The sequence below is a fragment of the Mesorhizobium sp. M0701 genome, assembly GCF_040320365.1.
Taxonomy (GTDB): Bacteria; Pseudomonadota; Alphaproteobacteria; order Rhizobiales; family Rhizobiaceae; genus Mesorhizobium.
Genome location: NZ_JAMYPO010000008.1, coordinates 188,744 through 211,343, shown reverse-complemented (window position 1 = coordinate 211,343; position 22,600 = coordinate 188,744). Strand labels below are relative to the sequence as shown.

Genomic DNA, 22,600 nt, shown 5'->3' with positions numbered 1-22,600 from the left:
AGCTCACGGCCGACGGCAAAGCCTCAAAACTCGCCATCACAGCCATCATGCGAAAGCTCATCATCCTCGCAAACGCACTACTCAGCGACAATCGGACCTGGACACCATCTCTCCCTTGACCAACACGGATACTCCAGGCGAGTTCGTTTCCGGCGCTCGCGACCTGAGTCAGGGTCTGGCGCCATCCTGCTGTTCAGGAATGATTTTCCGTGCCTGGTCTCTCCCTCGTGAGAGAATCCTGTTCTATTGTGTCGCGCCACCGTGGAGGGAGCAGTGCATGGACGAAAAACCAGTCGAGTCGCTCAGCGAAAGCGAGGCGGCAAGCGAGTTGAAGCGGTTGGCGCAGGAGATCGCCGAGCACGACCGGCGCTACCATGGCGAGGACGCGCCGATAATCACGGATGCGGAATATGACGCGCTGACCCGGCGCAACCTCGCCATCGAGCAGCAGTTCCCGCATCTTGTGCGTGAGGATTCGCCCTCACGCAGGGTCGGCGCCCCGCCGGCCGAAGGTTTTGCCAAGGTGCGCCACGCGGTGCCGATGCTCAGCCTTGCCAAGGCCTATACCGACCAGGACGTCGCGGACTTCATAGAACGGGGCCGGCGATTCTTTGACCGCGACAAGGATCTGAACATCGCCTTCACGGCGGAGCCGAAGATCGACGGGCTATCGGCTTCCCTGCGGTATGAAGGCGGTGTGTTCGTGCAGGGAGCAACGCGCGGCGACGGCGTCGTCGGCGAGGACATCACCGCCAATATCAAGACCATCGCCGATATTCCCAAGACCTTGAAGGGATCGGACTGGCCCGAGGTCATCGAAATACGCGGTGAGGTCTATATGACCTACGCGGAATTCGAGGCGCTGAAGCAACGTTCGGCGGCGATAGGCGGCCAGGATTACGTCAATCCGCGTAACACGGCGGCCGGGTCGCTCCGCCAAAAGGACCCGTTAGTTACCGCCAGCCGCAACCTTAAATTCTTTGCTTACGCCTGGGGCTATGCTTCAAAGGATCCAGCTCCGACCCAATACGATTCCGTGCAAAAATTCGCGGAGTGGGGATTCAAGGTCAGCCCGCTGATGGTCCGGGCAAGATCGGTCGAGGAACTGGTCGCGCACTATCACCTAATCGAGACCCAGCGCTCATCGCTGGGCTACGACATCGACGGCGTCGTCTACAAGGTCGACCAGCTGGAATTGCAGCGCAGATGGGGTTTCGTCACTGGCGAACCACGCTGGGCCATTGCCCACAAATTTCCAGCCGAACAGGCGATGACAACCGTGCTCAGGATCGACATTCAGGTGGGCCGTACCGGTACGCTGGCGCCCGTTGCCCGGCTTGCACCCGTCACGGTCGGCGGCGTCGTGGTCGAAAATGTCACGCTTCACAACGAAGATTACATCAAGGGTCTGGACAGCAACGGCCAGCCGATCCGCGACGGCTATGACGTGCGTATCGGCGACACGGTGGTCATCCAGCGGGCAGGGGACGTCATTCCGCAAATCGTGAGTGTCGTCGCCGACAAGCGGCCGACTGATGCCGTGCCCTACGAATTCCCGCACAGATGTCCGATCTGCGGCTCGCCCGCAACGCGCGAGATCAACGAGAAGACCGGCAAGGAGGATTCCCGCCGACGGTGCACCGGCGAGCTGATCTGCCCCGCGCAGGCCGTGGAAGGATTACGCCACTTTGTGTCGCGCGGCGCCATGGATATCGAAGGCCTGGGGGCTGAAAACATAGACCTGTTCTTCAATGCCGGGTTGGTCAAAACTGCCGCCGATATCTTCACGCTCCGGGACCGCCGTCCCGCCGTCACCAAGGCGCTGGCGGAGCGACGGGAGGAGCAGGCCAGGCAGCGCGACGCCGCATCGGGCAAAACGCGCAAGAATGTACGCAGCGTCGAGGAACGCAACTATGACGGCCTCGACAAGCTCTTCGCTGCCATCGACGCCCGCCGCGAACCCGAACTTGATCGCTTCATCTTTGCGCTGGGCATCCGCCATATCGGCGAAACGACGGCCGTTGTGCTCGCCCGAACCTTCTCGACGATCGAGGAGTTGATCCGCATTGGCAAGGAGACAGCAGCGGCAGCCGATCCACACACCGTTTTTCCTTCGATCAACGGCATCGGCGATACGGTGATAGGCGCCCTTCGCGATTTCTTCGGCAATGAACGCAACGACGCCGTACTTGAAGCGCTGCTCACACAGGTCCACCCGAAGCCGTACATTGTGAACGTCTCAGCCGATAGTGCGGTCGCCGGCAAGACAATCGTGTTTACAGGCACGCTGGAAAAGATGACGCGCCCGGAGGCCAAGGCGATGGCCGAACGTCTCGGCGCGAAGGTCGCCGGCTCGGTTTCCGCGAAGACCGATCTTCTGGTGGCAGGGCCAGGCGCCGGTTCCAAGCTGAAGGATGCGACCAAATTCGGCATCGAGGTGATCGACGAGGACACCTGGCTGCAGCGGATTGGCAAGGGCGGGTGATGGCGGCTGCGTTCAACGGTTTTGGGCAAAAGGCCATTCCCTTCCTCAAGGCGCTGGATTTTCATCAGAGCCGGGAGTGGTTTTTAGAGAACCGCGACCTTTTCGAACGCGACCTGCGCGATCCCTTCGGCGATCTGGTCGAGACGCTCTCCGAGCGCTTCACGGCCGCGGGGCTCGGCCTGCGCGGCGACCGCAAGAAGTCGCTGTTCCGGATTAATCGCGACGTGCGTTTCGCCAAGGACAAACGGCCTTATAACCGGCATTTGTCGGCGATCCTTTCGCCTGACGGCACCAAGATGGAACAGGGCGTGTTTTACGTCCTTATCGGGCTGGAGCGCTGCTTTGCCGCCGTTGCCTGGTGGCAGCCTGGACCGGAGCTATTGCTGGCGCTGCGCAACGCGATCGCGAAGCGGCCCGCTGAATTCCGTACCCTCGTTGCGGCGCTGAAGAAGAACGGCCTCGAATTCGACCCGGACGGCTGCATGAAGCGCACGCCGCGCGGCTTCGAGCATATCGCCGAGCCCGATCTCGCTGCCGCGATCCGCAACCGGCATTTTGCCGTCCGGCACGCAATCGAGCCGGCGGATATCTACGGAGCTGGATTGGTCGACGAACTCGTCGACTTCGTCATGCGGGCTAAACCGCTGCTTGACTGGGGCAGGGCGATCGAAGGCAAGGCTTCGCCGCGCTAGGCACGGAAGCGCGTTTGCGCGACCTTCAGCTGTCATTTCCGCTGATCGTTTGCCTCAAGCGAATTGGTGTGACAAGCCGCGCCGCCCTCCCTACATAGGCGCTTCCCGAGGAGCGGTCGATGTCGGCGGAAGCAATCTCCGAAAACAGTGCGAAAAGCGATTTCTGGGACGGCGTGCGGCTCAGCATGCCCGTCGTGGTGGCGTCGGCGCCGTTTGCGTTGCTGTTCGGGGCGCTCGCGGTCGACAACGGGTTTTCCGTGCTCGAAGCGTTCCTGATGAGCGCAACGGTGTTCGGCGGCGCCAGCCAGATGGTCGGCATCGAGCTGTTCGGCCAGCATGTCGCGCCGTGGCTGATCGTGCTGTCGATCTTCGCGGTGAATTTTCGCCATGTGCTCTATTCGGCTGGCATCGGCCGGCGCATTGCGCATTGGCCACTGGTGCAGCAGGCGATAGGCTATTTTGTGCTGACCGATCCGCAGTTCGCGGTGGCCGAGCGCAAGGCTGAGGCCGGCGAGACCGTCGGGTTCACCTGGTATATGGGGCTTGGGCTGCCGGTCTATTTGTTCTGGATCATCGAAAGCGCGCTCGGCGCGATGTTCGGCAAGCTTATTCCCGACACCGATGCGTTGGGCATCGATTTCCTGCTGCCGATCTATTTTCTCGGCCTGGTCATGAGCTTCCGCAAGCGGCCTCTGTGGCTGCCGGTGGTCGTCGCCAGCGCTGCCGCCTCCATCATTGCATACAAAACGGTCGGCTCGCCCTGGCATGTCTCCATAGGTGCGCTGGCGGGCGTGCTGCTCGCCGTCATCCTGCCGCCCCGCCACAGCGGCGTGGAGGCACGGCCATGAGCACGACCTTGTGGATCATCATCGCCGCTTCGATCGCGACCTATCTGACCCGCATCGGCGGTCATCTGGTGATCTCCCGCTTCGATCATATCCATCCGCGCGTCGAAGCCGGGCTCAGCGCCGTGCCGGCGGCGGTGCTGACCACGCTGGTGGCGCCGGCGGCGCTCAGCGCCGGGCCGGCGGAATGGGCAGCCTTGATCGTTGCCGCCTTGGTCTCACTGCGCGGCGGCCTGATGGCGATGTTCCTGGCGGGTGCTGCCGTGCTGATCCTCGCGCGGCAGCTCGTCGGCTGATCGACTTTTGCTTTGGCCGCGAGAGCACACATGCGCTTTACCGCAGCGACTATTGCCGCGCCGACCCACGACAGGCTCAGCCGGATCGCCTCCGCTCTCTCCTGGCGGGCGCGACGCACGGCGTCGCTGTAGAGCGCTTCGCGCTGCTTCGGCGTCAATGCGCTTAGATCGATCGGCTGGATGCCGAAGGGCTCACGCGACATTTCCATCTCCCCTGGTTTGCCGTGTTGATCGGCAGCTACACCGGCGATTTACGGGAAAGGCATAATCAGTTAAAATGAATAATTAAGATCGTTATGTTCTCCAGGAGAGATGTATGGATTTGGCCGATCTGCGCATCTTCCGCACGGTGGTGCGCGAGGGCGGAATCACCAGGGCGGCGGAAAAACTGTTTCGCGTGCAGTCGAACGTGACCACACGCATCCGGCAGCTCGAGGAGGATCTCGGCGTGCAGCTGTTTATCCGGGAGGGCAAGCGCCTGCACGTATCGCCGGCCGGTCACAGATTGGTCGGCTATGCGGATCGGCTGCTGGCGCTTGCGGAGGAGGCGCGAACGGCGATGCTCGATCCACACCCGCGCGGCACTCTTCGCCTAGGTGCTATGGAGAGCACCGCCGCGGCACGGCTTCCAAGTCTGCTCGCCGAATACCATGCACGGCATCCCGAAGTGGAAATCCAGTTGCGCACCGGCAATCCGCAGGTTCTCGCGACCGCCATGCTTGCCGGTGAGCTCGATGCAGCGTTCGCCGCCGAGCCGATCGCTGACGTTCCGTTCGAAAAGCTGCCCGCATTCCACGAGCAGCTGGTCATTGTCTCGGCGGCATCGCGCGTTTCGGTCGAAGACCACCTGGACATGCCCAAAACCATGATAGCCTTCGAGCACGGCTGTCCGCACCGCAAGCGGCTCGAACAATGGTATGCGCGCAGAGGGTTCATGGCCGAGAAAACCATCGAGCTTGGTTCATACCATGCCATCCTTGGTTGCGTGGTGGCTGGCATGGGCATAGCGCTGATGCCGAAAAGCGTGCTTTCGGGTTTCCCGGAAAGCCGCTGGCTAAAGCTGCACGAACTGCCCTCTGACGAAGACAACGCCGTCACGGTGTTGTTCTGGCGCAAGGGAGCCGGTTCTCCCAACGTCACCGCTTTGCAGGGACTGCTTGCGGAGCAAAGCCTGTCAACCGGCGTTGCCGCCGCGGCTATTGCTTGAAGTCGTGCGGCAGCGGCGCGGTTGCCTTTTCCAGCCAGGCCAGCGTTTCGCCGGCGAGCATCGGTCCGATCTCGGCCAGTACGCGCGCATGGTATTCGTCAAGCCAATGCAACTCGTCGCGGGTTAAAAGGTCCGATCGGACCAGCCGCTTGTCGATCGGCGCCAGCGTCAGTGTCTCGAAGCCGTGCATGGCGATGTCGCCGCCCTCGATTGCCTCGGCCGGTGTCACCAGAATCAAGTTCTCGATGCGGATGCCGTAGGAACCTTCCTTGTAATAGCCGGGCTCGTCGGAGACGATCATGCCGGCCAGCAGCTTTTCGGTACCGGTCTTGGCGATACGCTGCGGGCCCTCATGCACGGCAAGATAGGAGCCGACACCGTGCCCGGTGCCATGGGCGAAATCGCAGCCGTGTCTCCATAGCGCCAGGCGCGCCACTGCATCGATTTCGGAGCCGCGCGTGCCCTGGGGGAAGCGCAGCATGGAGATGCCGATCATGCCTTTCAGCACCAGCGTGAAGCGTTCGCGCATCTCTTCCGTTGGCGTGCCGATCGGCACGGTGCGGGTAATGTCGGTGGTGCCGTCCTGGTACTGCCCGCCGGAATCGAGCAGGAACAGCTCGCCATCCCCCAGCTTGCGATTGGTGGCGCGGGAGACGCGGTAGTGCATGATGGCGCCGTTGGGGCCGGCGCCGGAGATGGTATCGAACGATACGTCGCGCAGCGGCATCTGCGTTTCTTCGCCGGTCTGGCGGCGCGTCTCCTCAAGCCTGGTGACAACGGCGATTTCGTCGAGCGTGCCGGGCTTCTGGCGGTCGAGCCAGCACAGCAGCTTGGCGACCGCGGCGCCGTCGCGGCGATGTGCGGCGCGTGCGCCGGCGATCTCAGCTTTGTTCTTTGTTGCGCGTGGAATGCGGGCCGGATCGGCCGTGGCAATGACGGTGCCGCCATTATCCTCGACCAGCATCCTGAGCTTGTCCGCCGCGAGAACCGGGTCCAGCGCGATTTTTGCGCCGCCCTTGGCCCGGGTGACGATCGCCGATTCGAATTCACCTGGGTCGTGCAATTCGGCGAGCTGCGTCAGGTAGGCCGCGACGGTGCGCGAAAACTTGCGCTGGTCCATGAAAAGCAGATGCGAGCCGTCGGCGGCGAGCACGGCAAAGCCGAGCGCCAGCGGTGTGTGCGGTACGTCGCCGCCACGGATGTCGAAGGCCCAGGCAATGGAGGAGGGGTCGGTCAGTACGGCATGGGTGGCGCCGTCCTTCTCGATGGCCGCCGCCAGCCGCACCAGCTTGTCCTTGGCCAGTTCGCCGGCAAAGCCGATCGGGTGGATCTCGACCGGCGCCAGTGGCGGCCCGGGCTGGTCCTGCCAGATGGCGTCGATTGGATTTTGTTCGAGCGGCACCAAAGTCGCGCCGGACTTCTCGGCCGAGGCCTTCAGCGCCTTGACGTCACTGATCGTATGGAGCCACGGATCGAAGCCCAACCGTACGCCCTTGCCGAGATTGTCCCTGATCCAGTTGGCCGGCGGGTTGTCGACAAGGCTCTCGATCGAAAAGATGTCGAGATCGACCTCCTGGCGCACCTGCAGCGTGTAGCGCCCGTCGACAAACATGACGGCGCGCTCGCCAAGCACAATGGCGACACCGGCCGAGCCGCTGAAGCCGGTCAGCCATTTCAGCCGTGCCGAGCGGTCGGCGACATATTCGCCCTGGTGCTCGTCGGCACGGGGCACGATGAAGCCATCCAGCCCGTTCGCCGCCAACCATTGGCGCAGCATTGCTACGCGCGGCTTGCCAACAGCCGGATCGCCGGCGGAATCGAAGGTCTGGAACATGTAGGCTCTCCTCGAATGCTGGCGCGACCGTAGCGCATGACTTCGAAAATCGGAATCGATTTTCGGACCGATCATTCCCGGTTGCTGCGTGTCTCTTTGCGCATGGACGCCATGCAGAATCGACGATTTCAAAAAGCGTCAGCGGAGCTTACCTTCTTAATGTGGAGGAAAAGTCCTGTTGCCCTGCAAAGGAGACCGTCATGTCCACGATTTCACCTAGACGCGGATTTTTCAAAAACGCTGTGAAAGCGCTGATCGAAGCTCGCCAGCGCGAAGCGAGCCGGTATGTAAGCGGCGTTCTGCTTGGCTTTGACGACGAAACGCTGAAAGCTCACGGCTACGATCGCGAACAGCTAAAGAAAGCGGCGAACTCGCGCTAAGTCCGAGCGGATTCCGGCTTGCGTTGAAGGCGTCGCGCCTCAGCGCTTGAGGTGAATCGTCACCCAGCCCTCGCGGTGCAAGGTGCGGACGTGCCGGAATTTCTGGCCGACATAGGCCGCGATTACCGCATCGCGCTGGCGCTCGAGGATGCCCGACAAAACAATCGAGCCACCGAGCGCGATATGCTCCGCCATTTGCGGCGCCAGGCGCATCAGCGGCCGCGCCAATATGTTGGCGACGATCAAGTCGAAGGGCGCGCGCGCGGCAAAGATCGGGTGGTGGAATCCGGGCGCCGTCACTGTTTCGACGAGCCCCTTGACGTGGTTCAGCCGCGCATTGGCGGCGGCCACCTTGACGGCGACCGGGTCGATGTCGGTCGCCAGCACCGGTATATGCGCGAGCCTGGCCGCTGCGATCGCGAGCACCGCGCTGCCGGTGCCAAGGTCGAGCGCGTTGCGCGGATGCTCGCGCCGTACGACCTGCTCCAGCATTTCGAGGCAGCCGGCGGTGGTGCCGTGATGACCGGTGCCGAAAGCAAGGCCGGCCTCGATCTCTATGGCGATTTCGCCGCTGTGGCGCTTCCTGCGGTCATGCGCGCCATGGACGAAGAAGCGCCCGGCCCGCACCGGCTTCAATCCCTCCAGCGAGCGCGCCACCCAGTCGATGTCGGGCAGCGTTTCGCGCGCTATAGGCTTCGACAGCGACAGTCCGGCAAGTACATCCCTGAGCCGCGCCTCGACCGCATCGACGTCGTCGCCGGCATAGAGCGATACTTCGTGGATGTCGCGGTCCTCGTCGACCTCGAGCACCGCAATCGGCAGGCCCTCATCGTCGAACGCCGCACCGAGCGCCGCGAAGATGCGATCAGCCTCGATCTTGCCCGCGGTGAAATACAAACGCGTCTGCGTCATTACCGGATGTGTCAACCTTCCGCCGCCAGCCGTTTGAGCTTGGCGATGGCGGCGTCCGGGCTTTCGCCATAGGCAATAGTGCCGGCGAAATCGCCCTTGGCATTGAGCAGCAGCACCGAAGCGGTGTGGTCCATCGTGTAGTCGCCGTCGTTCGTGTCGACTTTCTTCCAGTAGATGCCGAAGGACTTGGCCATGGCGTGGACCTTATCCGGATCGCCTGATATGCCGAGGATGCGATCGGAGAAATTGCTGACATAGGTGTTCATGATTTCCGGCGTATCGCGCTCCGGGTCGACCGTAACGAAATAGGCACGCAGGTTCTTGCCGTCGTCGCCCATCGTCTTCAGCCAGCCGGCCAACTCGAAAAGCGTGGTCGGGCAGACTTCCGGACAATGCGTGAAGCCGAAGAAGACGACGCTGGGGTGGCCGCGAAACGCGGCTTCGGTGACCGGCGCGCCCTTCTGGTCGACCAGCGTGAACGGTGCTCCGAACGGCTCGCCGCCATAATGTCCGCGGTACCAGTCGAAGGTGAGCCAGCCGATGCCAGCGGCCATCAGGACGAGAATACCGACCAGAATTGAACGCATCATCAGTGAAGTCCGTCGTTATTTCCATCGGGCGCCGGGTTGGCGCCGTGAAGGCCCTGGCTTGGCGAACACTCTTAGCGGTTCGGTCGCGCCGACGCAAAGATGTCGCGTTGCCGCAACCGGCAATCCTGTGGGAGGCGATCTGCTTGCAAAGCGCTGCCGTTCGTCCCACCTGAGGTCGGCAAAATTCGAACCGCAGGAGGCCTCTTTGCGAAAACTGATTGGCGGTGCGTTAGCCGCATGCCTGGTCATTGGCGCCGGCGCGGCCGCCACCGAGGAAGTCGGCAAGGTCGGCGTCGATTGGCTCGGCAACGATATCATCGTCGAGGCGATCAAGGATCCGAAGGTCGAGGGCGTGACCTGCCACGTCTCCTATTTCGACCGTGGCATGATCGACCGCCTGCAGAAAGGCAACTGGTTCGAGGACCCGTCCGATTCCTCGATCTCCTGCCGCCAGACCGGGCCGATCACCATTGGCGACATCGACATGAGCGAGGCCGGCGAGGAGGTGTTCAAGCAAGGCATCAGCCTGATCTGGAAAAAGCAGGTGGTGAACCGCATCTACGACAAGGCCAACGAGACGCTGATCTACCTGTCGCATTCGCGCCAGGTGCAGGATGGCTCGGCAAAAATGTCGGTCACCACCGTGCCGCTCTACGGCCAGAACGTGGTGTGGACCAGCGGCAAGCCGAAATAGAGACTGAAGGTGCTACGGGGTCCTTGGCGCGTCCAAACGGATGCGCGGCGCTGCACTCGGCTTGCGAGACTATGCGCGCGGGCGTAAAGCGCCCGCATGGACCGTCCTGAACACCTTGTCCTAAAAGATCCCGAGCCGCGCATCCATCCGACGGCGGAGCTGAAGGCGTGCAAGCTTGGACGTTATGCGTCGATCGGCGAGCGCGTCATCCTGCGCGAGGTGATGGTCGGCGAGTTTTCCTACTTCGAGCGCCACGCCGAGGCGATCTATACGACGATCGGCAAATTCTGCTCGATCGCCGCCAACAGCCGCATCAATGCGCTGGAGCATCCGGTCGAGCGGCTGACGCAGCACAAAATCAGCTATCGGCCCAACGAGTACTTCCGCTGGCTGGGTGTCGATCAGGCATTCCGCGACCGGCGGCGGGCGAGAGCCGTCAGCATCGGCCACGATGTCTGGATCGGCCATGGCGCCGTGATCATGCCGGGCGTGGCGATCGGCAATGGCGCGATCGTCGGTGCCAACTCGGTGGTGACGCGCGACGTGCCGGCCTATGCAATCGTCGCCGGCGTTCCGGCCACGCCATTGCGGCAGCGCTTCAGCGCGGGAACTGCGGCCCGGATCGAACGTCTTGCCTGGTGGGACTGGCCGGTCGAGAAACTGGCCAGGGCAGTCCCCGACATGCAGGCCTTGCCCATCGAGGCTTTCCTCGACCGCTGGGAAAACGGCGCCCCCTGACTTCGGGGCGTATCTGCAAGCGGTCCGACGGCCTGCGCGATCTGCTCCTCCAACAATGTACCCGCGATCTTCCGCCACGAGGGAACCAGGAGCGGCTGCCAACTGTTTCTGCAGACACAATGAACTCGGCTTCCGTCCGGGTTCGTCGCCCGGCTGTTGAGGGAGTTTGAATGATTGAGAAGCTTTTCACCAGGATCGCCAACAACGTCGCCCATTTTGCCGGCCTGCCGCCGACGTTTGCCGTCTGTTTCCTGATCATCGTCGTCTGGGCGGCAAGCGGGCCGATGTTCGGCTTTTCGGACACCTGGCAGCTCGTCATCAACACCGGCACGACGGTCGTCACCTTCCTGATGGTGTTTCTCATCCAGAACACCCAGAACCGCGATGGCGCCGCGATCCAGGCGAAGCTCGACGAATTGATCCGGGTCAGCACAGCCCAGAACACCTTCATCGGTATCGAACACCTGACTGAGACCGAGGTCGAAGAGATCCGCAAGAAGTGCGAACAGGCAGCGAAGCGGCATGATCAGAAGCTTGCCGAGTTGGCAGCCGAGAAAGCCATGGCGAAGAAGCGGAACACGAAGAAGCACGCAGCGGCGTGATATAAAGGTCCGGCGCCATACCTGCGAAGATCGGATCCGATTCTTTGCTAGGTGATCTTCGGTTCGGGATCATGCGCTGCGTGTCATGAATGCCGCGAAAGCATCCTTGTAGTCCGGATGCCAGCGCGACAGAGCAGGACGGTTCTCAATGATGTCGCCGATTGCCCAGGCCATGCGCTTTTCGTCCATGGGCCGGGTCGCCTCGTTATCGGGACACAGGATATAGAAATCGCTACGCAGCAGCGAGGCCAGCATGAAGTCGATGACCTGCTCGCCGGTCCAGGCGCCCGCCGGCTTTTCGGTCGCACCTTCGGTCAGGCCGGTAAAAGTAAACCCGGGAATGAGCAAATGCGCCGCGACATTGGCGCCGGGCTCGTTGCGCAGCGCGTGTGCAAGGCCCTCGGTATAGGTCTTCACGCCAGCCTTGGAGACGTTGTAGGCGAGGTTGCCGGGCGGCGTGGTGATACCTTGCTTGGAGCCGGTGTTGACGATCAGGCCGGGCTTTCCCGCCGCCAGCATGCGTGGCGCGAACGCCTCTACGCCATGCACGACACCCCAGAAATTGATGTCCAGCAGTCGCTTCCAGGCGTCACGGTTCTCCCAGGGCTTGCCGGGGTTGTTGCCGACCCCGGCATTGTTCATCAGCAGCGACACGTCGCCGAAAGTGCCGGATGTCCTTTCGGCGAGGCGGTCGAGCTCGTCGGCCTTCGAGACATCGGTGGCGACGGCAAGTACGGCGCTGTCGCCGGCGATGGCGACGACGGCGTGTCGGGCCTCATCGAGGCGTGCGCCGCCGATATCGGCCAGCACGATCTTCATGCCCATCGCCGCCAGCCTTTTGGCCGCGGCGAGGCCGATGCCGCTGGCCGCGCCGGTGATGACGGCGACATTGCCGGAGGCGAGTGCGGGCAGGGCGGTCTGGATCTCGGCGTCGGTGGTCATGATTTTCTCCTGTTCTGGCCGCGGCGAACTTAGCGCGGAAAGAGGCTCGCGCAAGCCGGTGCGGCATCTTCGGGTTGACCGCGTCGGCGGGCGCTGCGCATGCTGGTATCGAAAAAAGGAGACTGACGATTGACCGACTGGATCGAGATCCTGAAAGAACAGACCGCCACCGGCGACCAGATGAGCCGCGAAGTGCCGCAAATGCTTGCCAATCCCGACATCAGCGAAGCGCAAGTGAAAACGCTGTTTTCGGCGCTCGAAAAACAGGCCGAATTCGTCGAAAAGCTGCGCATGGCGCTGGAAAAATTCGGCCATGATTTTTCAGTGATCAAGGCGGCCGAGCGGCTGGAGGAGCGCTACGCCGACCTTGCCGCTTCGGTAGCGGAAAAGCTGAAAGCAATGCGAGGCTAGACGGGGCCTATTTCTCGATCAGCCGCTCGAAGCGCCTGTCCGGCACGAACCAGATCGTCGCCACCAGGACATAGATCGAGACACCGATCCAGTGATTGACGAAGGTCAGCGCGATGGCGGAAAGATAGAGGACCAGCGAGATCTTTCCCTTGAGGTCATTGCCCAACGCCCTGGCGAAGAGAGTCTCGTTGCCGTGCAGCCGATGCAGGGCCATGGTGAGGATGTTGAAGCCGATGGCGCAGAGCGCCAGGTCGACGCCATAGACGGCAACCGGCACCGGCGCGAAATGGTTCTCACCCATGAAGGCTGTCGTCGCCGGCATCAGCGATAGCCAGAACAGCAGGTTGAGGTTCGCCCACAGCACGCGGCCGTCGACCCGCTGCACGGTATGGAACATGTTGTGCAAATTATTCCAGTAGATGCCGACATTGATGAAGGACAGCACATAGCTGAGGAATATCGGCCAGAGTGGTGCCAGCGCGGAAAAATCCTCGCCATGCGGCACCTTCAATTCCAGCACCATGATAGTGATGATGATGGCGACCACGCCATCGGTGAATGCTTCGACTCGTCCCTTGCCCATGAATCTCCCCTGACAATCCGCTGAAGTTAAAAGAGGATCTCGCTCAGCGCCATCGGCAAAGCTGCCAAACTTGTCAGGAGCAAGCCGGGGAGGGGGAACGGCTGACGCGAAAAAGGCGTTAGGATGTCAGATCCCGAACAGCAAAAGGTCGAAAAAATGACAGCTCACGCTCAAGTCATGACGCGCGATCACGAACTCGGCGGCCGCGCTGCAGCGGCCGCCGTGGCCGCCATGATTGCGGCTCTTTTCGCCGGCAGCACGGCGCTGACGCCACTTTACATCATCTACAAGCAGGTCTTCGGCTTCTCGCAGATCACTTTAACGCTGGTCTACGCCGTCTATGTCATCGGCAATCTGGCAGCGCTTCTGATGTTAGGGCGTGTGTCCGATGTCATCGGGCGCCGTCCAATGGCATTGGCCGGGATGGCGGTGGCCGTGGTCAGCGCGGTGGTTTTCCTGTTCGCCGAAAATGTCGCCTGGCTCGACATCGCCCGAATTCTGAGCGGACTGGGAATCGGCGTCGGCGCGGGCACCGGCACCGCCTGGCTCGCCGAATTGCTCCCGACCGACGACAAGTCACAGGCGGCGACGATTGCCACCAGCACCAATTTTCTCGGCCTCGGCCTCGGTGCGCTGGGGGCCGGGTTGCTCGCCGAATACGCGCCCTGGCCGCTCAGGCTGACATTCGTCGTCTACCTGGCGATGCTCGCGACTGTAACCCTGCTGGTCTGGCGCACGCGGGAAACCGTTTCGCGGCCGGGGAAACTGGCTGACGTTTCGATGCGGCCGCGGCTTTCCGTGCCCGATGACATCCGCGCAAGTTTCGTTGCGCCGGCGGTGACCGGCTTTGGCGCAATGGCGCTGGTCGGCTTTTATGCAGCACTCGCACCGAGCATTTTGGCGCAGCAACTGCAGGTAACCAACCATGCCAAAGCCGGCGCTCTGTTCTTTGAATTGGCAATCGTGACGGCCGCCACCATTGTGGTGACGGCACGTCTTTCGAGCCGAGCCGCGATGTTCGCGGCGCTTGCGCTGATGATCCCAACCGTCGCGCTGATTGTTGCGGCGCAGGTCTTCGCCTCGATGACCATAATGATTGCCGGGACCGCCTTGTGCGGCGTGGCGGCAGCGCTCGGCTATCGCGGCGGCTTGCAAGTGGTGAACGAGATCGCGCCGGCGGACCGGCGCGCCGAAGTCGTCTCGGCCTTTTTCATCTGCTGTTTTTGCGGCAACGCGCTGCCGGTAATCGGCATCGGCGTTCTGTCGACGGTGGCAGGTGCGACCGTGGCAAGCCTGGCCTTTGCCGGCATGATTGTCGTCTTTTCCCTGGTCGCTCTCGGGTTTGGCGCGAAATACGCGCGCTGAGCCGACCCTTCAGCCGTTCGGTGTCTCGGGCGAAAGATGCGCGCTCTGGCGCGGTACGCCGAGGCCGGTATCCGGCGGTTCGCCGGCAGCCGGCCGGCTCTCGATCATGTGCAGGCTGCGCCAGCGGCCGAAGCGATAATAGGCCGCGGCCAACACGAGCGAGGTTATAGAGCCAGCCGGAAAGCTCCACCACAGAGCTTCCTCGCCGATCACGCTTCGGAAGAAATAGGCGAAGCTGGTGCGCACCAGCAGCACCGAGATCACCAAGATGATCAGCGGCGGCATCACGGCGCCGGTGGCACGCACGGTGGCGAAGAGCACGATGGTGATGCCGAACAGGATGAAGGACCACGACGCGATCTTGTTGATGTGAGTGGCGATGTCGATTGCTGCACTGTCGCTGCCAAGGAAGAGGCTGAGCACCCCGCGATCGAACACGAACAGCAGCGCGACGAGCATGCCGGTGAGCACAAGGTTGAAGCCGACGCCGGAGGTGGCGATGCGTCCAATCCGGTCCCAGCGCCTGGCGCCGACATTTTGCGCCGCCATGGACGAGACCGCGGCGCCGATGGCGAGCGCCGGCATCTGGATGTAGGTCCAGAGCTGTGCGGCTATGCCGTAGGCAGCCGCGACCTGCGAGCCGTACGAGTTGACCATGCCCATCACCGTCAGCGCCGCGGCCGAAACGACGATCATCTGCAGGCCCATCGGCACGCCCTTGAAGACGACAATGCGCAGCAGCGCCGGGTCCGGCCGCAGCAGAGCGAGATTGGCGCCGGCCAGCCGCAGCGGGTGCTTGCGCGCATAAAGCACGATCAGGATGGCAACCACGCTTACCGTCTGGCCGATCAGCGTCGAGGCGGCCGAGCCGGCGATGCCGAGTTCGGGGAACGGGCCGATGCCGAGGATGAGCAACGGGTTCAAAATGACGTCGAGCACGACGGCCAGCGCCATAAAAAGGAAGGGCGTGCGCGAGTCGCCGGCGCCGCGCAGCACCGTCATGACGAAGGAGAGCAGATTCATCATCGGCACGGCGAGGAAGATGATGCGCAGATAGGAGCGCGCCAGCGGCAACGCATCGGCCGGCGGTGCCGAGTGCATCGAGGATCGCATCGACCCAGATCCAGCCGCAAACCGCGAACACCACCGAGACGAGGAAGAAGAAGGTGGCGCTGGTGCCGACGATGCGCCGGGCTTCGGGCAGGTCACGAGCGCCGACGGATTGCGCGACCAGGATGGTCGCCGCCATGCCGATGCCGAACATGGTGCCGAGGATGAGAAACAGTACGAGGTTTGCATTGGACGTGGCGGTCAGCGCCGCTTCACCGAGGAAACGGCCGACCCACACGGCATTGATCGAGCCGTTGAGCGACTGCAGCACATTGGAGCCGAGCACCGGCAGGGCAAACAGTAGAAGGGTGCGCGGGATAGGCCCACTGGTGAGGTCGCCGGTCTGCCGGCGCGCGGGCATGTTGTCGTCCATGGCAGGCAACTCGGCGAAGGCTTGTCTTGAGTCCGCAATGATTGCCGATTTAACGGGAGAGGTCGATGCGGCGCTGTAAATTCCGCCTGGCGTGCCTTGGTCTAAGCATTTCTCAAACCTTCCGGAATCGTATATTGATCCCGCACGCGTGGGGCCGCATTTTCCTGGATCTCATGGGTAAGCCGGGGGGCTCATGTCCGATATTCCGTTGTTTTTTGAGCGCCTGAACCGGCGCGCCTTTCTTGGTGCATCCGCTCTGGGCGCGGCCTCCGTGGCTCTTTCGTCGTGCACCACGACGGACGTGGCGGCGCCGCCGGTGCCCGCGGCACCAAGCGATCCGGCTCTCGGCGATGCCGCAAGCATGTATGCCGCGCGCAGCGACGAGGGCTATCAACTGCCGGCAATCCCGGTAGCCAAGGTCGATCCGAAATTCGTGCGTCAAATCGTGGCCGAACCGACTGGAGAAAAACCCGGCACGATCGTCGTCGATACTTCCGAGCACTTCCTCTATCTGGTGCGCGACGGCGGCAAGGCAATTCGCTATGGCGTCAGCCTCGGCAAGGCCGGTTTCGGATGGACCGGCAGCGCCGTGGTTCAGGCGAGGAAGAAGTGGCCGGTCTGGACGCCGCCGCCGGAAATGATCCAACGCCGGCCGGAACTGGCGAAATACAAGGACGGCATGCCGCCCGGCCCGCAGAGCCCGCTTGGCGCCCGCGCGCTGTATCTCTTCCGCGACGGCAAGGACACGATGTATCGGCTGCACGGCACACCGGAGTGGGATTCCATTGGGAAGAACGCTTCCTCCGGCTGTGTGCGCTTCATGAATCAGGACATTATCGACCTCTACAGCCGCGTCGACGGCGTCGCGCCGGTCTTCGTGCGCCCGAACCTGTCGGCCGCCGGGAAGATCGCCGCCGTGTCGAACAGGACGGCCGAGCCGATCGATGCCGGCGTGCCAAAGGACGCGGAGATGTTGAGGTAAGTGCCGTCGACTGGATCGTCAGTCGCAGGTTTGCAACGCACTAGGACACCGTCCTTGCGCGGGCGAGCCGCAACTGAAGGGCACGACCGCTCAATCGCGCCAGCTCAGGCGGACGCGTTCCGCGCGTCCGCCTGTATGGGTGCCGCTACTTCTTGGCGAGGCCTGGGAGCGTGACCTGATAGACCAGGAACATGGTGTCGACATCGGCGCCATCCTCGGCCTTGTAGGCCGCGCCTACCTGGAAGCCGTCCTGCGTGAGGAAGTCATTGTCATTGGCGACGAACAGGAAATAGTCGTCGGGCAGTGTTGGATCGAGGACGCTCACCACCGACATCGCCTCCCATTTCTCCGAAAGGTTGTTGCGGTCGTTGGGCGCGCCATTGTGCAACCCGAAGCGGCCGAGCTCGCTCTTGTCGTTGATGTCGATGAACGGCGTCAGCTTGGCCGGCGTCACCGATGGATCGAGCTCACCCGTGGGCGCCAGCGGCTTGTCCTTGTCGAATTCTGTGCCGGCGACATCGGTTGCTGTCGACACATCGACGACGCTGATCTCGCGGTGGAGCGAGGTGTCGCCCTTCAGCCCCTGGCCGTTGCCGCTGTCGCGCGCCAGCATCAGGAAGGTCTTGTCCGACAGCGCCACGATTTCGCTCTGCGCGGCGATCTTGGTTTTGCCCTTGGCATCGGTGAACACCGGCAGCGGCACGACATATTCATGCGCGAGCTTGAGCTGGCCGGGATCCGAGGCATCGTAGACCAGCGCGCGCGTGTTCTGACGCGTCGAGGCGGAATCGCCGCCATCCTGCCTTGGGGCCGACTGCAGCACGGCAATCAGGAACTTCCCGTCCGGCGTCAGCGCCATGCCTTCGAGGCCCTGGTTGTTCTGACGGCCGGTTTCGGGATCCTTCGGATCTGGGTCTGCCGCGCCAGGTCCGGGATTGTTGGAAGCAAAGTTTGGCGTCCCGTGACGCATCGGGACAAGCGCCGCCGGCGGCTGCGTTGCCGACATCAGACGCCCATCGGCGGAGAAGCGGTAGATGTTCGGACCGTATTCGTCCGAGATGAACATCGTGCCGTCGGGCAGCCGTGCGATCGCTTCGTTATCGAGCGCGAGCTTGCCGTTGGCTTCGGGCAGGATCGGCATGTCGTCGGTCGCGGCACGCACGCCGTTGAGCGGATCGAGGCCGGTTGCGTCGGCGCCCTTGTCGTCGCTCAAAAGCATGGTGTCGGCAAGCGTCGCCTTGAGGCCCGATTGTTCCTGGCCGGTGGCCGGCACTGCACCCGGCGCGATCGGGGCGAACTCGAGGGCGATCGTGTTGAGGCGCGGGCGGTAATCGGTGGTACCGACGACATTGTAGCCGCGGTCCGGCAACAGCCATAACGAGCCTTTGTAGCCATCGGCGCCATGCGTCCAGCCGGCAGCGTCGATCGACATGCCTGAGCCGGAGCCAAACGTCTCGCCGAACTTGTCCTTCTGGCTGGCCGGGATGCGGCCGACACCGACCAAGCCCTTGTTGACGAAGCTGACGCCGCCGACGGTCGCGGCGTTTTCTGCCAAGGCCGGAGTCAAGGCGGTGAACATCGCCAGCGCGACGGCGAGGGACGCGGTTCGGTGCAGGTTTTTCATGGAAATCCTCTTTGTGACAAAGCTGCCGGGGCACGAAAAAGCGTCGCGTCGCATCAAGGATGCCGCGAAAGCCTTCGGAGAAGCGATCTAGGACGCGAACATGATACTTGCGTGACAGTGCCGCGCTTGCTTGTCCCCACGTGGTCGCAACTGGCCTAGGTATGGCGAATTCGTCGTCGCCGAGCGAGCAATTAACAACTTTACAAATAATCGTTATTATGTAAAGTTATGACAATGAAAGGTCCCCGATGACTGCCTGTCGTTTCGCCACCCGCCTCAATTCCTTTGCCTCGCGGCCACAGTCCGAGTGGCCCGATCTTGTCGGCAAACCGTCCATGCTGCAAATGGCGGCACGTGCGGCGAAGGTTGCGGAGTTGACCGATCTCGACCTCAACTTCCCCGACCATGTCGGCGAAAAACCTACGGAAATAGCGCGCAAACTCGGCGACATCGGGCTTTCCATCAATGGTTTCGCCATGCGCTACTACTCCAATCCGGCTTTCAAGCTCGGTGCCTTCACCAATCCGGATCCTTCCGTTCGCCGCGAAGCCATCGACCTGACCAAGGCCGGCATCGACGCCACCCGCGAGGCGGGCGCCGGCCTGATGACGCTGTGGCTCGGGCAGGATGGCTTCGATTATGCTTTCCAGGCCGATTATGCGACGCTCTGGCAACACGAAATCGATGGAATTCGTGAAGTTGCGGCGCATGACCCCGATTGCCAGATCAGCCTTGAATACAAACCCAACGAGCCGCGCTCCTACAGCCTGATGCCCGATGCGGCGACGACATTGCTGGCGATCCGCGAGATCGGCCTGCCCAATCTCGGCGTGACGCTCGATTTCGCCCATGTGCTCTACGCCGACGAGCAGCCGGCCTTTGCCGCTGCGCTGGTGGCGCGACACAGCAAGCTGCTCGGCGTGCATCTCAACGACGGCTACGCCAAGCGCGACGACGGCTTGATGGTCGGGGCCGTGCATACGCTGCAGACGATCGAGCTGCTCAGGCAGATCCGTCGAGACGGCTATGCCGGCGCCATCTACTTCGACACGTTCCCCGACATGACCGGGCTCGACCCGGTCCACGAATGCGAAGTCAACATCGCGACTGTCAAGCGCATGCTGCGCGTCGTCGATCGGCTGGAAAAGGACAATCGCCTGTCAGCCGCCGTCGACCGTCAGGACGCGGTCGCCTCGCAGGCCATCGTCCAGGAAGCCATGCTCGGGCCGGACAGCTGAAGCTCCGGCGCCATCACCGTTTTCAACCAGGGAGGAAAGACCATGAAATTTCTGCTTGCCACCGCCACCGCTGCCCTGATGGCGCTGTCTATAGGCTCGTCGTTTTCCGCGGACCTCGCGCCGCTCAATTCCGACACCGAGAACGATCGCATCGACTGGTCGCAGCTCGAGGCCAAGTTCGGGGCCTTCCCCAAGCTGCCCGAGGGCACCAAGGCGGGTGCGGTCTCCAAGACGCTGACCAACGAATACTGGCGCTCGCTGGGAGAGGGCTACAAGTCGTTCGGCGACCGCACCGGCGTGCCCGTGGTCTACCAGGCGGCGCAGAGCGAGGGCGACCAGCTCGGCCAGCTCACCATCGCCGAAGGCCTGGTCACGCAAGGCTACAACGTGCTGCTCGTTTCGCCGCAGACCGACTCCAACCTGCAGCCGATCATGGAACAGGCCAAGGCAGCCAATGTGCCGGTGGTCAACGTCAACGACGCGGTCATCCCGCAGGCCGAGCACTATGTCGGCAATGTCCAGCGCGACAACGGCGTGCGCGTCGCCAAATGGTTCATCAAGAACCGGCCGGATGGCGGCAAGGTCGCCATCGTCGAAGGCCAGGCCGGCGTCTACGCCGCCGTCCAGCGCACCGACGGTTTCAAGACAACGATCACCGAGGCCGGCAAGTTCGACGTCGTCGCCAGCGTCCCCGGTAACTGGGATCGCCAGACCTCCTACGACGCGGCCACCAACATCCTGCAGCAGCACCCCGACCTGATCGGCTTCTATGCCAACAATGACGGCATGGCGCTGGGCATCGTCGAGGCGGTCAAGGCTGCCGGGCTGCAGGACAAGGTTGCGGTCTTCGGCACCGACGGCATCTCCGACGCCTATGCCTCGATCCGCGCCGGCGAGCTGACCGGCACCGTCGATTCGTTCCCGGTGCTGACCGGCGAGGTGGCGCTGGAATCGGCGCTGCGGCTGGTGGCCGGGCAGAAGCTGCCGCGCGTCGTTGCCACGCCGCAGGCGCTGATCACCAAGGACAATGCCGACCGTTACTCTGGCGCCGGCGACGCCGTGCGCAAGGCGCTGCTCGAGGACGCGGCAGCGGGCCAGTAGAGCAGGGCCGGCAGGTGCCGGCCTTGGGTCGGCACCTTGCCTGGAGAACCGAAGCAATGTCAGCGCGGCTGCAATTCGAGGGCATTTCCAAAGAGTTTCCGGCTGTGCGGGCGCTGAGCGAAGTGTCGTTTTCGGTCGGCGCCGGCGAGATCCATGGCCTGCTCGGTGAAAACGGCGCCGGCAAATCGACGCTGCTGCGCATACTGTCAGGCGTCTACCGACCGACGGCGGGAAGCGTGCTGATCGACGGCAAGCCGGTGATGCTGAACAATCCGGTCGCCGCACGCGCCGCGGGCGTGGCGATGATCCATCAGGAATTACAGCAGGTGCCACGCCTCAGCGTCGCCCAGAACATGTTTCTCGGCCATCCGTTGACGCGCGGCGGCGTCTTCGTCGCACGGCGCGAGCAGGAAAGCCGCGCTGCGGAAGCGCTGGCCGCCATCGACCCAACCATCGATCCGGCAGCCCCGCTTGGCAGCCTGAAGGTGGCGCAGCGGCAGATCGTCGAGATCGCCCGGGCGCTGCTCGACCGCGCCAGGATCGTGGCGATGGACGAGCCGACGTCGAGCCTCACGCCGAGCGAGTTCGAACAGCTGGCGGAAGTCATTGCCGGTCTGGCACGCGACGGTGTCGCCGTCATCTATGTCTCGCACAAGCTGGACGAGGTGTTCGGCATCTGCGAGCGCGCCACTGTCATGCGCGACGGCGTTGTGGTCGAAACCGTCGATCTCGCGCAGGTGTCGGAAAAGGCCGTCGTTTCGATGATGGTCGGCCGCGAGCTTGCCCAGGAACAACACCGCTCGCATGCTTCCCCCGAGATCAGGCTGAGCGTGCGTGGCCTCGCCTCGGCAACCAAGGTCCGTGACGTTTCGTTCGACCTGCATCGCGGCGAGGTGTTGGGCATTGCCGGACTGGTCGGCTCCGGCCGCACCGAGCTGCTGCGGCTGCTGGCCGGCGCCGACCGGGCCTCATCAGGCGCAATAGAGATCGACGGCAAGGCGGTAAAGCTTTCCAGTCCGCGCGACGCGATCGCGGCCGGCATCGGCCTGGTGCCGGAGGAGCGCAAGCGCGAAGGCATCGTGCCGTTGCGGTCGATCTCCAGCAACATGGCGCTGGCCTCGATGAGCGTGTTCGCGCCGCGCGGCCTCATCGACCACCGCCGGCTGAAGCGGGTCGCGGCCGAGAAGATGAAGCGGGTCAATCTCAGGCCGTTCCTGCTCGACCGGCCAATTCGGCTGTTCAGCGGCGGCAACCAGCAGAAAGCGATCATCGGCCGCTGGCTGGCGGCGGGAACGCGGATCCTTCTGTTCGACGAGCCGACGCGCGGCATCGATGTCGGCGCCAAGGCGGAGATCTACCACCTGATCGAGGAACTCGCCGCCGAAGGCCATTCGGTAATCGTCGTGTCGTCCGAACTCCCCGAGGTGATCCGGCTCGCCGACCGCGTGCTGGTCATGCGCGACGGCACGGTCGCCGCCGAACTGGGCCGCGCAAGTCTCAGCGAACAGGCGATCGCCGCGTACGCCATACCCCAAACGGAGATTGAGGCCGGCAAGGCGCAAGGCCATCGGGCCGGTGCATAACGGACAGGACCAG

The 22,600-nt window shown here is 63.2% G+C and carries 22 protein-coding genes and 2 pseudogenes; 16 read left to right on the top strand and 8 right to left on the bottom strand.

From position 1 onward, the window contains the following. The 6 genes and pseudogenes from NKI24_RS11165 to NKI24_RS11140 form a co-directional block, all read left to right on the top strand. A pseudogene (locus NKI24_RS11165) lies at positions 1-119 on the top strand (IS110 family transposase); the annotation flags it as partial. 158 nt (positions 120-277) lie between these two features. Then, on the top strand, positions 278-2,485 hold the full coding sequence (gene ligA, locus NKI24_RS11160) for an NAD-dependent DNA ligase LigA (protein ID WP_352745230.1): 2,208 nt from the start codon (positions 278-280) through the stop codon (positions 2,483-2,485). Continuing rightward, on the top strand, positions 2,485-3,177 hold the full coding sequence (locus tag NKI24_RS11155) for a DUF2461 domain-containing protein (RefSeq protein WP_352745227.1): 693 nt from the start codon (positions 2,485-2,487) through the stop codon (positions 3,175-3,177). The genes ligA and NKI24_RS11155 overlap by 1 nt, the downstream gene beginning before the upstream one ends. 119 nt (positions 3,178-3,296) lie before the next feature. Beyond that, a complete protein-coding gene (locus NKI24_RS11150) occupies positions 3,297-4,025 on the top strand; it encodes an AzlC family ABC transporter permease (protein WP_352450120.1) in 729 nt (242 codons plus the stop codon). Beyond that, positions 4,022-4,318 carry an AzlD family protein gene (locus NKI24_RS11145; RefSeq protein ID WP_352450118.1) on the top strand — a complete coding sequence of 99 codons (297 nt, stop codon included), beginning with the start codon at positions 4,022-4,024 and terminating at the stop codon, positions 4,316-4,318. Before NKI24_RS11150 ends, NKI24_RS11145 begins: the two co-directional genes overlap by 4 nt. 316 nt (positions 4,319-4,634) lie before the next feature. Continuing rightward, complete coding sequence (locus NKI24_RS11140) at positions 4,635-5,525, top strand: LysR family transcriptional regulator (protein ID WP_352742461.1); 891 nt, start codon at positions 4,635-4,637, stop codon at positions 5,523-5,525. Here NKI24_RS11140 and NKI24_RS11135 read toward each other — a convergent pair. Continuing rightward, positions 5,515-7,359 (bottom strand): aminopeptidase P family protein, encoded by a 1,845-nt coding sequence (locus NKI24_RS11135; protein WP_352745223.1) that lies wholly within the window; start codon positions 7,357-7,359, stop codon positions 5,515-5,517. The two genes, NKI24_RS11140 and NKI24_RS11135, sit on opposite strands and share 11 nt — an antisense overlap. Positions 7,360-7,559: 200 nt before the next feature. Here NKI24_RS11135 and NKI24_RS11130 point away from each other — a divergent pair, with 200 nt between their 5' ends. Continuing rightward, the gene (locus tag NKI24_RS11130; protein WP_352450114.1) at positions 7,560-7,739 is read left to right on the top strand and encodes a hypothetical protein; all 180 of its coding nucleotides are present in this window, start codon (positions 7,560-7,562) and stop codon (positions 7,737-7,739) included. Positions 7,740-7,778: 39 nt separating this feature from the next. Here NKI24_RS11130 and NKI24_RS11125 read toward each other — a convergent pair whose 3' ends face one another. Both NKI24_RS11125 and NKI24_RS11120 read right to left on the bottom strand, forming a co-directional pair. Continuing rightward, positions 7,779-8,651 (bottom strand): 50S ribosomal protein L11 methyltransferase, encoded by an 873-nt coding sequence (locus tag NKI24_RS11125; RefSeq protein WP_352450112.1) that lies wholly within the window; start codon positions 8,649-8,651, stop codon positions 7,779-7,781. A gap of 11 nt (positions 8,652-8,662) precedes the next feature. Beyond that, positions 8,663-9,241: an SCO family protein gene (locus tag NKI24_RS11120; RefSeq protein WP_352450110.1), complete on the bottom strand. Its 579-nt coding sequence runs from the start codon at positions 9,239-9,241 to the stop codon at positions 8,663-8,665. Positions 9,242-9,446: 205 nt separating this feature from the next. Between NKI24_RS11120 and NKI24_RS11115 the strand changes: the two genes are divergently transcribed. The 3 genes from NKI24_RS11115 to NKI24_RS11105 all read left to right on the top strand — a co-directional run bounded on the left by NKI24_RS11115 (position 9,447) and on the right by NKI24_RS11105 (position 11,275). Then, positions 9,447-9,935 carry a CreA family protein gene (locus NKI24_RS11115; protein ID WP_502901444.1) on the top strand — a complete coding sequence of 163 codons (489 nt, stop codon included), beginning with the start codon at positions 9,447-9,449 and terminating at the stop codon, positions 9,933-9,935. A 96-nt stretch (positions 9,936-10,031) separates the two neighbouring features. After that, positions 10,032-10,673: a DapH/DapD/GlmU-related protein gene (locus NKI24_RS11110; RefSeq protein ID WP_352450109.1), complete on the top strand. Its 642-nt coding sequence runs from the start codon at positions 10,032-10,034 to the stop codon at positions 10,671-10,673. A 170-nt stretch (positions 10,674-10,843) separates the two neighbouring features. Continuing rightward, complete coding sequence (locus NKI24_RS11105; protein WP_031211766.1) at positions 10,844-11,275, top strand: low affinity iron permease family protein; 432 nt, start codon at positions 10,844-10,846, stop codon at positions 11,273-11,275. A gap of 69 nt (positions 11,276-11,344) precedes the next feature. Here the strand turns inward: NKI24_RS11105 and NKI24_RS11100 are convergent, their stop codons facing one another. Further along, complete coding sequence (locus tag NKI24_RS11100; protein ID WP_352450107.1) at positions 11,345-12,217, bottom strand: SDR family NAD(P)-dependent oxidoreductase; 873 nt, start codon at positions 12,215-12,217, stop codon at positions 11,345-11,347. 129 nt (positions 12,218-12,346) lie between these two features. Between NKI24_RS11100 and NKI24_RS11095 the strand changes: the two genes are divergently transcribed. Further along, complete coding sequence (locus tag NKI24_RS11095; protein WP_029351415.1) at positions 12,347-12,628, top strand: hypothetical protein; 282 nt, start codon at positions 12,347-12,349, stop codon at positions 12,626-12,628. A 7-nt stretch (positions 12,629-12,635) separates the two neighbouring features. On the opposite strand, the gene NKI24_RS11090 is transcribed toward NKI24_RS11095, so the two are convergent. Further along, the gene (locus NKI24_RS11090; RefSeq protein ID WP_352450106.1) at positions 12,636-13,211 is read right to left on the bottom strand and encodes a TMEM175 family protein; all 576 of its coding nucleotides are present in this window, start codon (positions 13,209-13,211) and stop codon (positions 12,636-12,638) included. Between the two features lie 156 nt (positions 13,212-13,367). Here NKI24_RS11090 and NKI24_RS11085 point away from each other — a divergent pair, with 156 nt between their 5' ends. Next, positions 13,368-14,576, top strand: coding sequence for an MFS transporter (locus tag NKI24_RS11085; RefSeq protein ID WP_352450104.1), 1,209 nt, complete (start codon positions 13,368-13,370; stop codon positions 14,574-14,576). Between the two features lie 9 nt (positions 14,577-14,585). Here the strand turns inward: NKI24_RS11085 and NKI24_RS11080 are convergent, their stop codons facing one another. Together NKI24_RS11080 and NKI24_RS11075 are read right to left on the bottom strand one after the other, a co-directional pair. Continuing rightward, the gene (locus NKI24_RS11080; RefSeq protein WP_352450103.1) at positions 14,586-15,689 is read right to left on the bottom strand and encodes an MATE family efflux transporter; all 1,104 of its coding nucleotides are present in this window, start codon (positions 15,687-15,689) and stop codon (positions 14,586-14,588) included. Between the two features lie 31 nt (positions 15,690-15,720). Next, positions 15,721-16,047 (bottom strand): annotated as a pseudogene (locus NKI24_RS11075) (MATE family efflux transporter); the annotation flags it as partial. A gap of 205 nt (positions 16,048-16,252) precedes the next feature. Between NKI24_RS11075 and NKI24_RS11070 the strand changes: the two are divergent. Then, positions 16,253-17,041 (top strand): L,D-transpeptidase, encoded by a 789-nt coding sequence (locus NKI24_RS11070; protein WP_352745217.1) that lies wholly within the window; start codon positions 16,253-16,255, stop codon positions 17,039-17,041. A gap of 145 nt (positions 17,042-17,186) precedes the next feature. Here the strand turns inward: NKI24_RS11070 and NKI24_RS11065 are convergent, their stop codons facing one another. Beyond that, positions 17,187-18,665, bottom strand: a complete 1,479-nt coding sequence (locus NKI24_RS11065) for an esterase-like activity of phytase family protein (RefSeq protein WP_352745215.1) — start codon at positions 18,663-18,665, stop codon at positions 17,187-17,189. Between the two features lie 248 nt (positions 18,666-18,913). Between NKI24_RS11065 and NKI24_RS11060 the strand changes: the two genes are divergently transcribed. Genes NKI24_RS11060 through NKI24_RS11050 form a run of 3 tightly spaced genes read left to right on the top strand, consistent with a single transcriptional unit; the run spans position 18,914 to position 22,587 of the window. Next, the gene (locus tag NKI24_RS11060) at positions 18,914-19,903 is read left to right on the top strand and encodes a TIM barrel protein (RefSeq protein WP_352450100.1); all 990 of its coding nucleotides are present in this window, start codon (positions 18,914-18,916) and stop codon (positions 19,901-19,903) included. A 42-nt stretch (positions 19,904-19,945) separates the two neighbouring features. Further along, complete coding sequence (locus NKI24_RS11055; RefSeq protein ID WP_352450099.1) at positions 19,946-21,004, top strand: sugar ABC transporter substrate-binding protein; 1,059 nt, start codon at positions 19,946-19,948, stop codon at positions 21,002-21,004. 56 nt (positions 21,005-21,060) lie between these two features. Beyond that, entirely contained in the window at positions 21,061-22,587 is a 1,527-nt protein-coding gene (locus NKI24_RS11050) for a sugar ABC transporter ATP-binding protein (RefSeq protein ID WP_352745210.1), read from the top strand. The last annotated feature ends 13 nt before the right edge of the window (positions 22,588-22,600 follow it).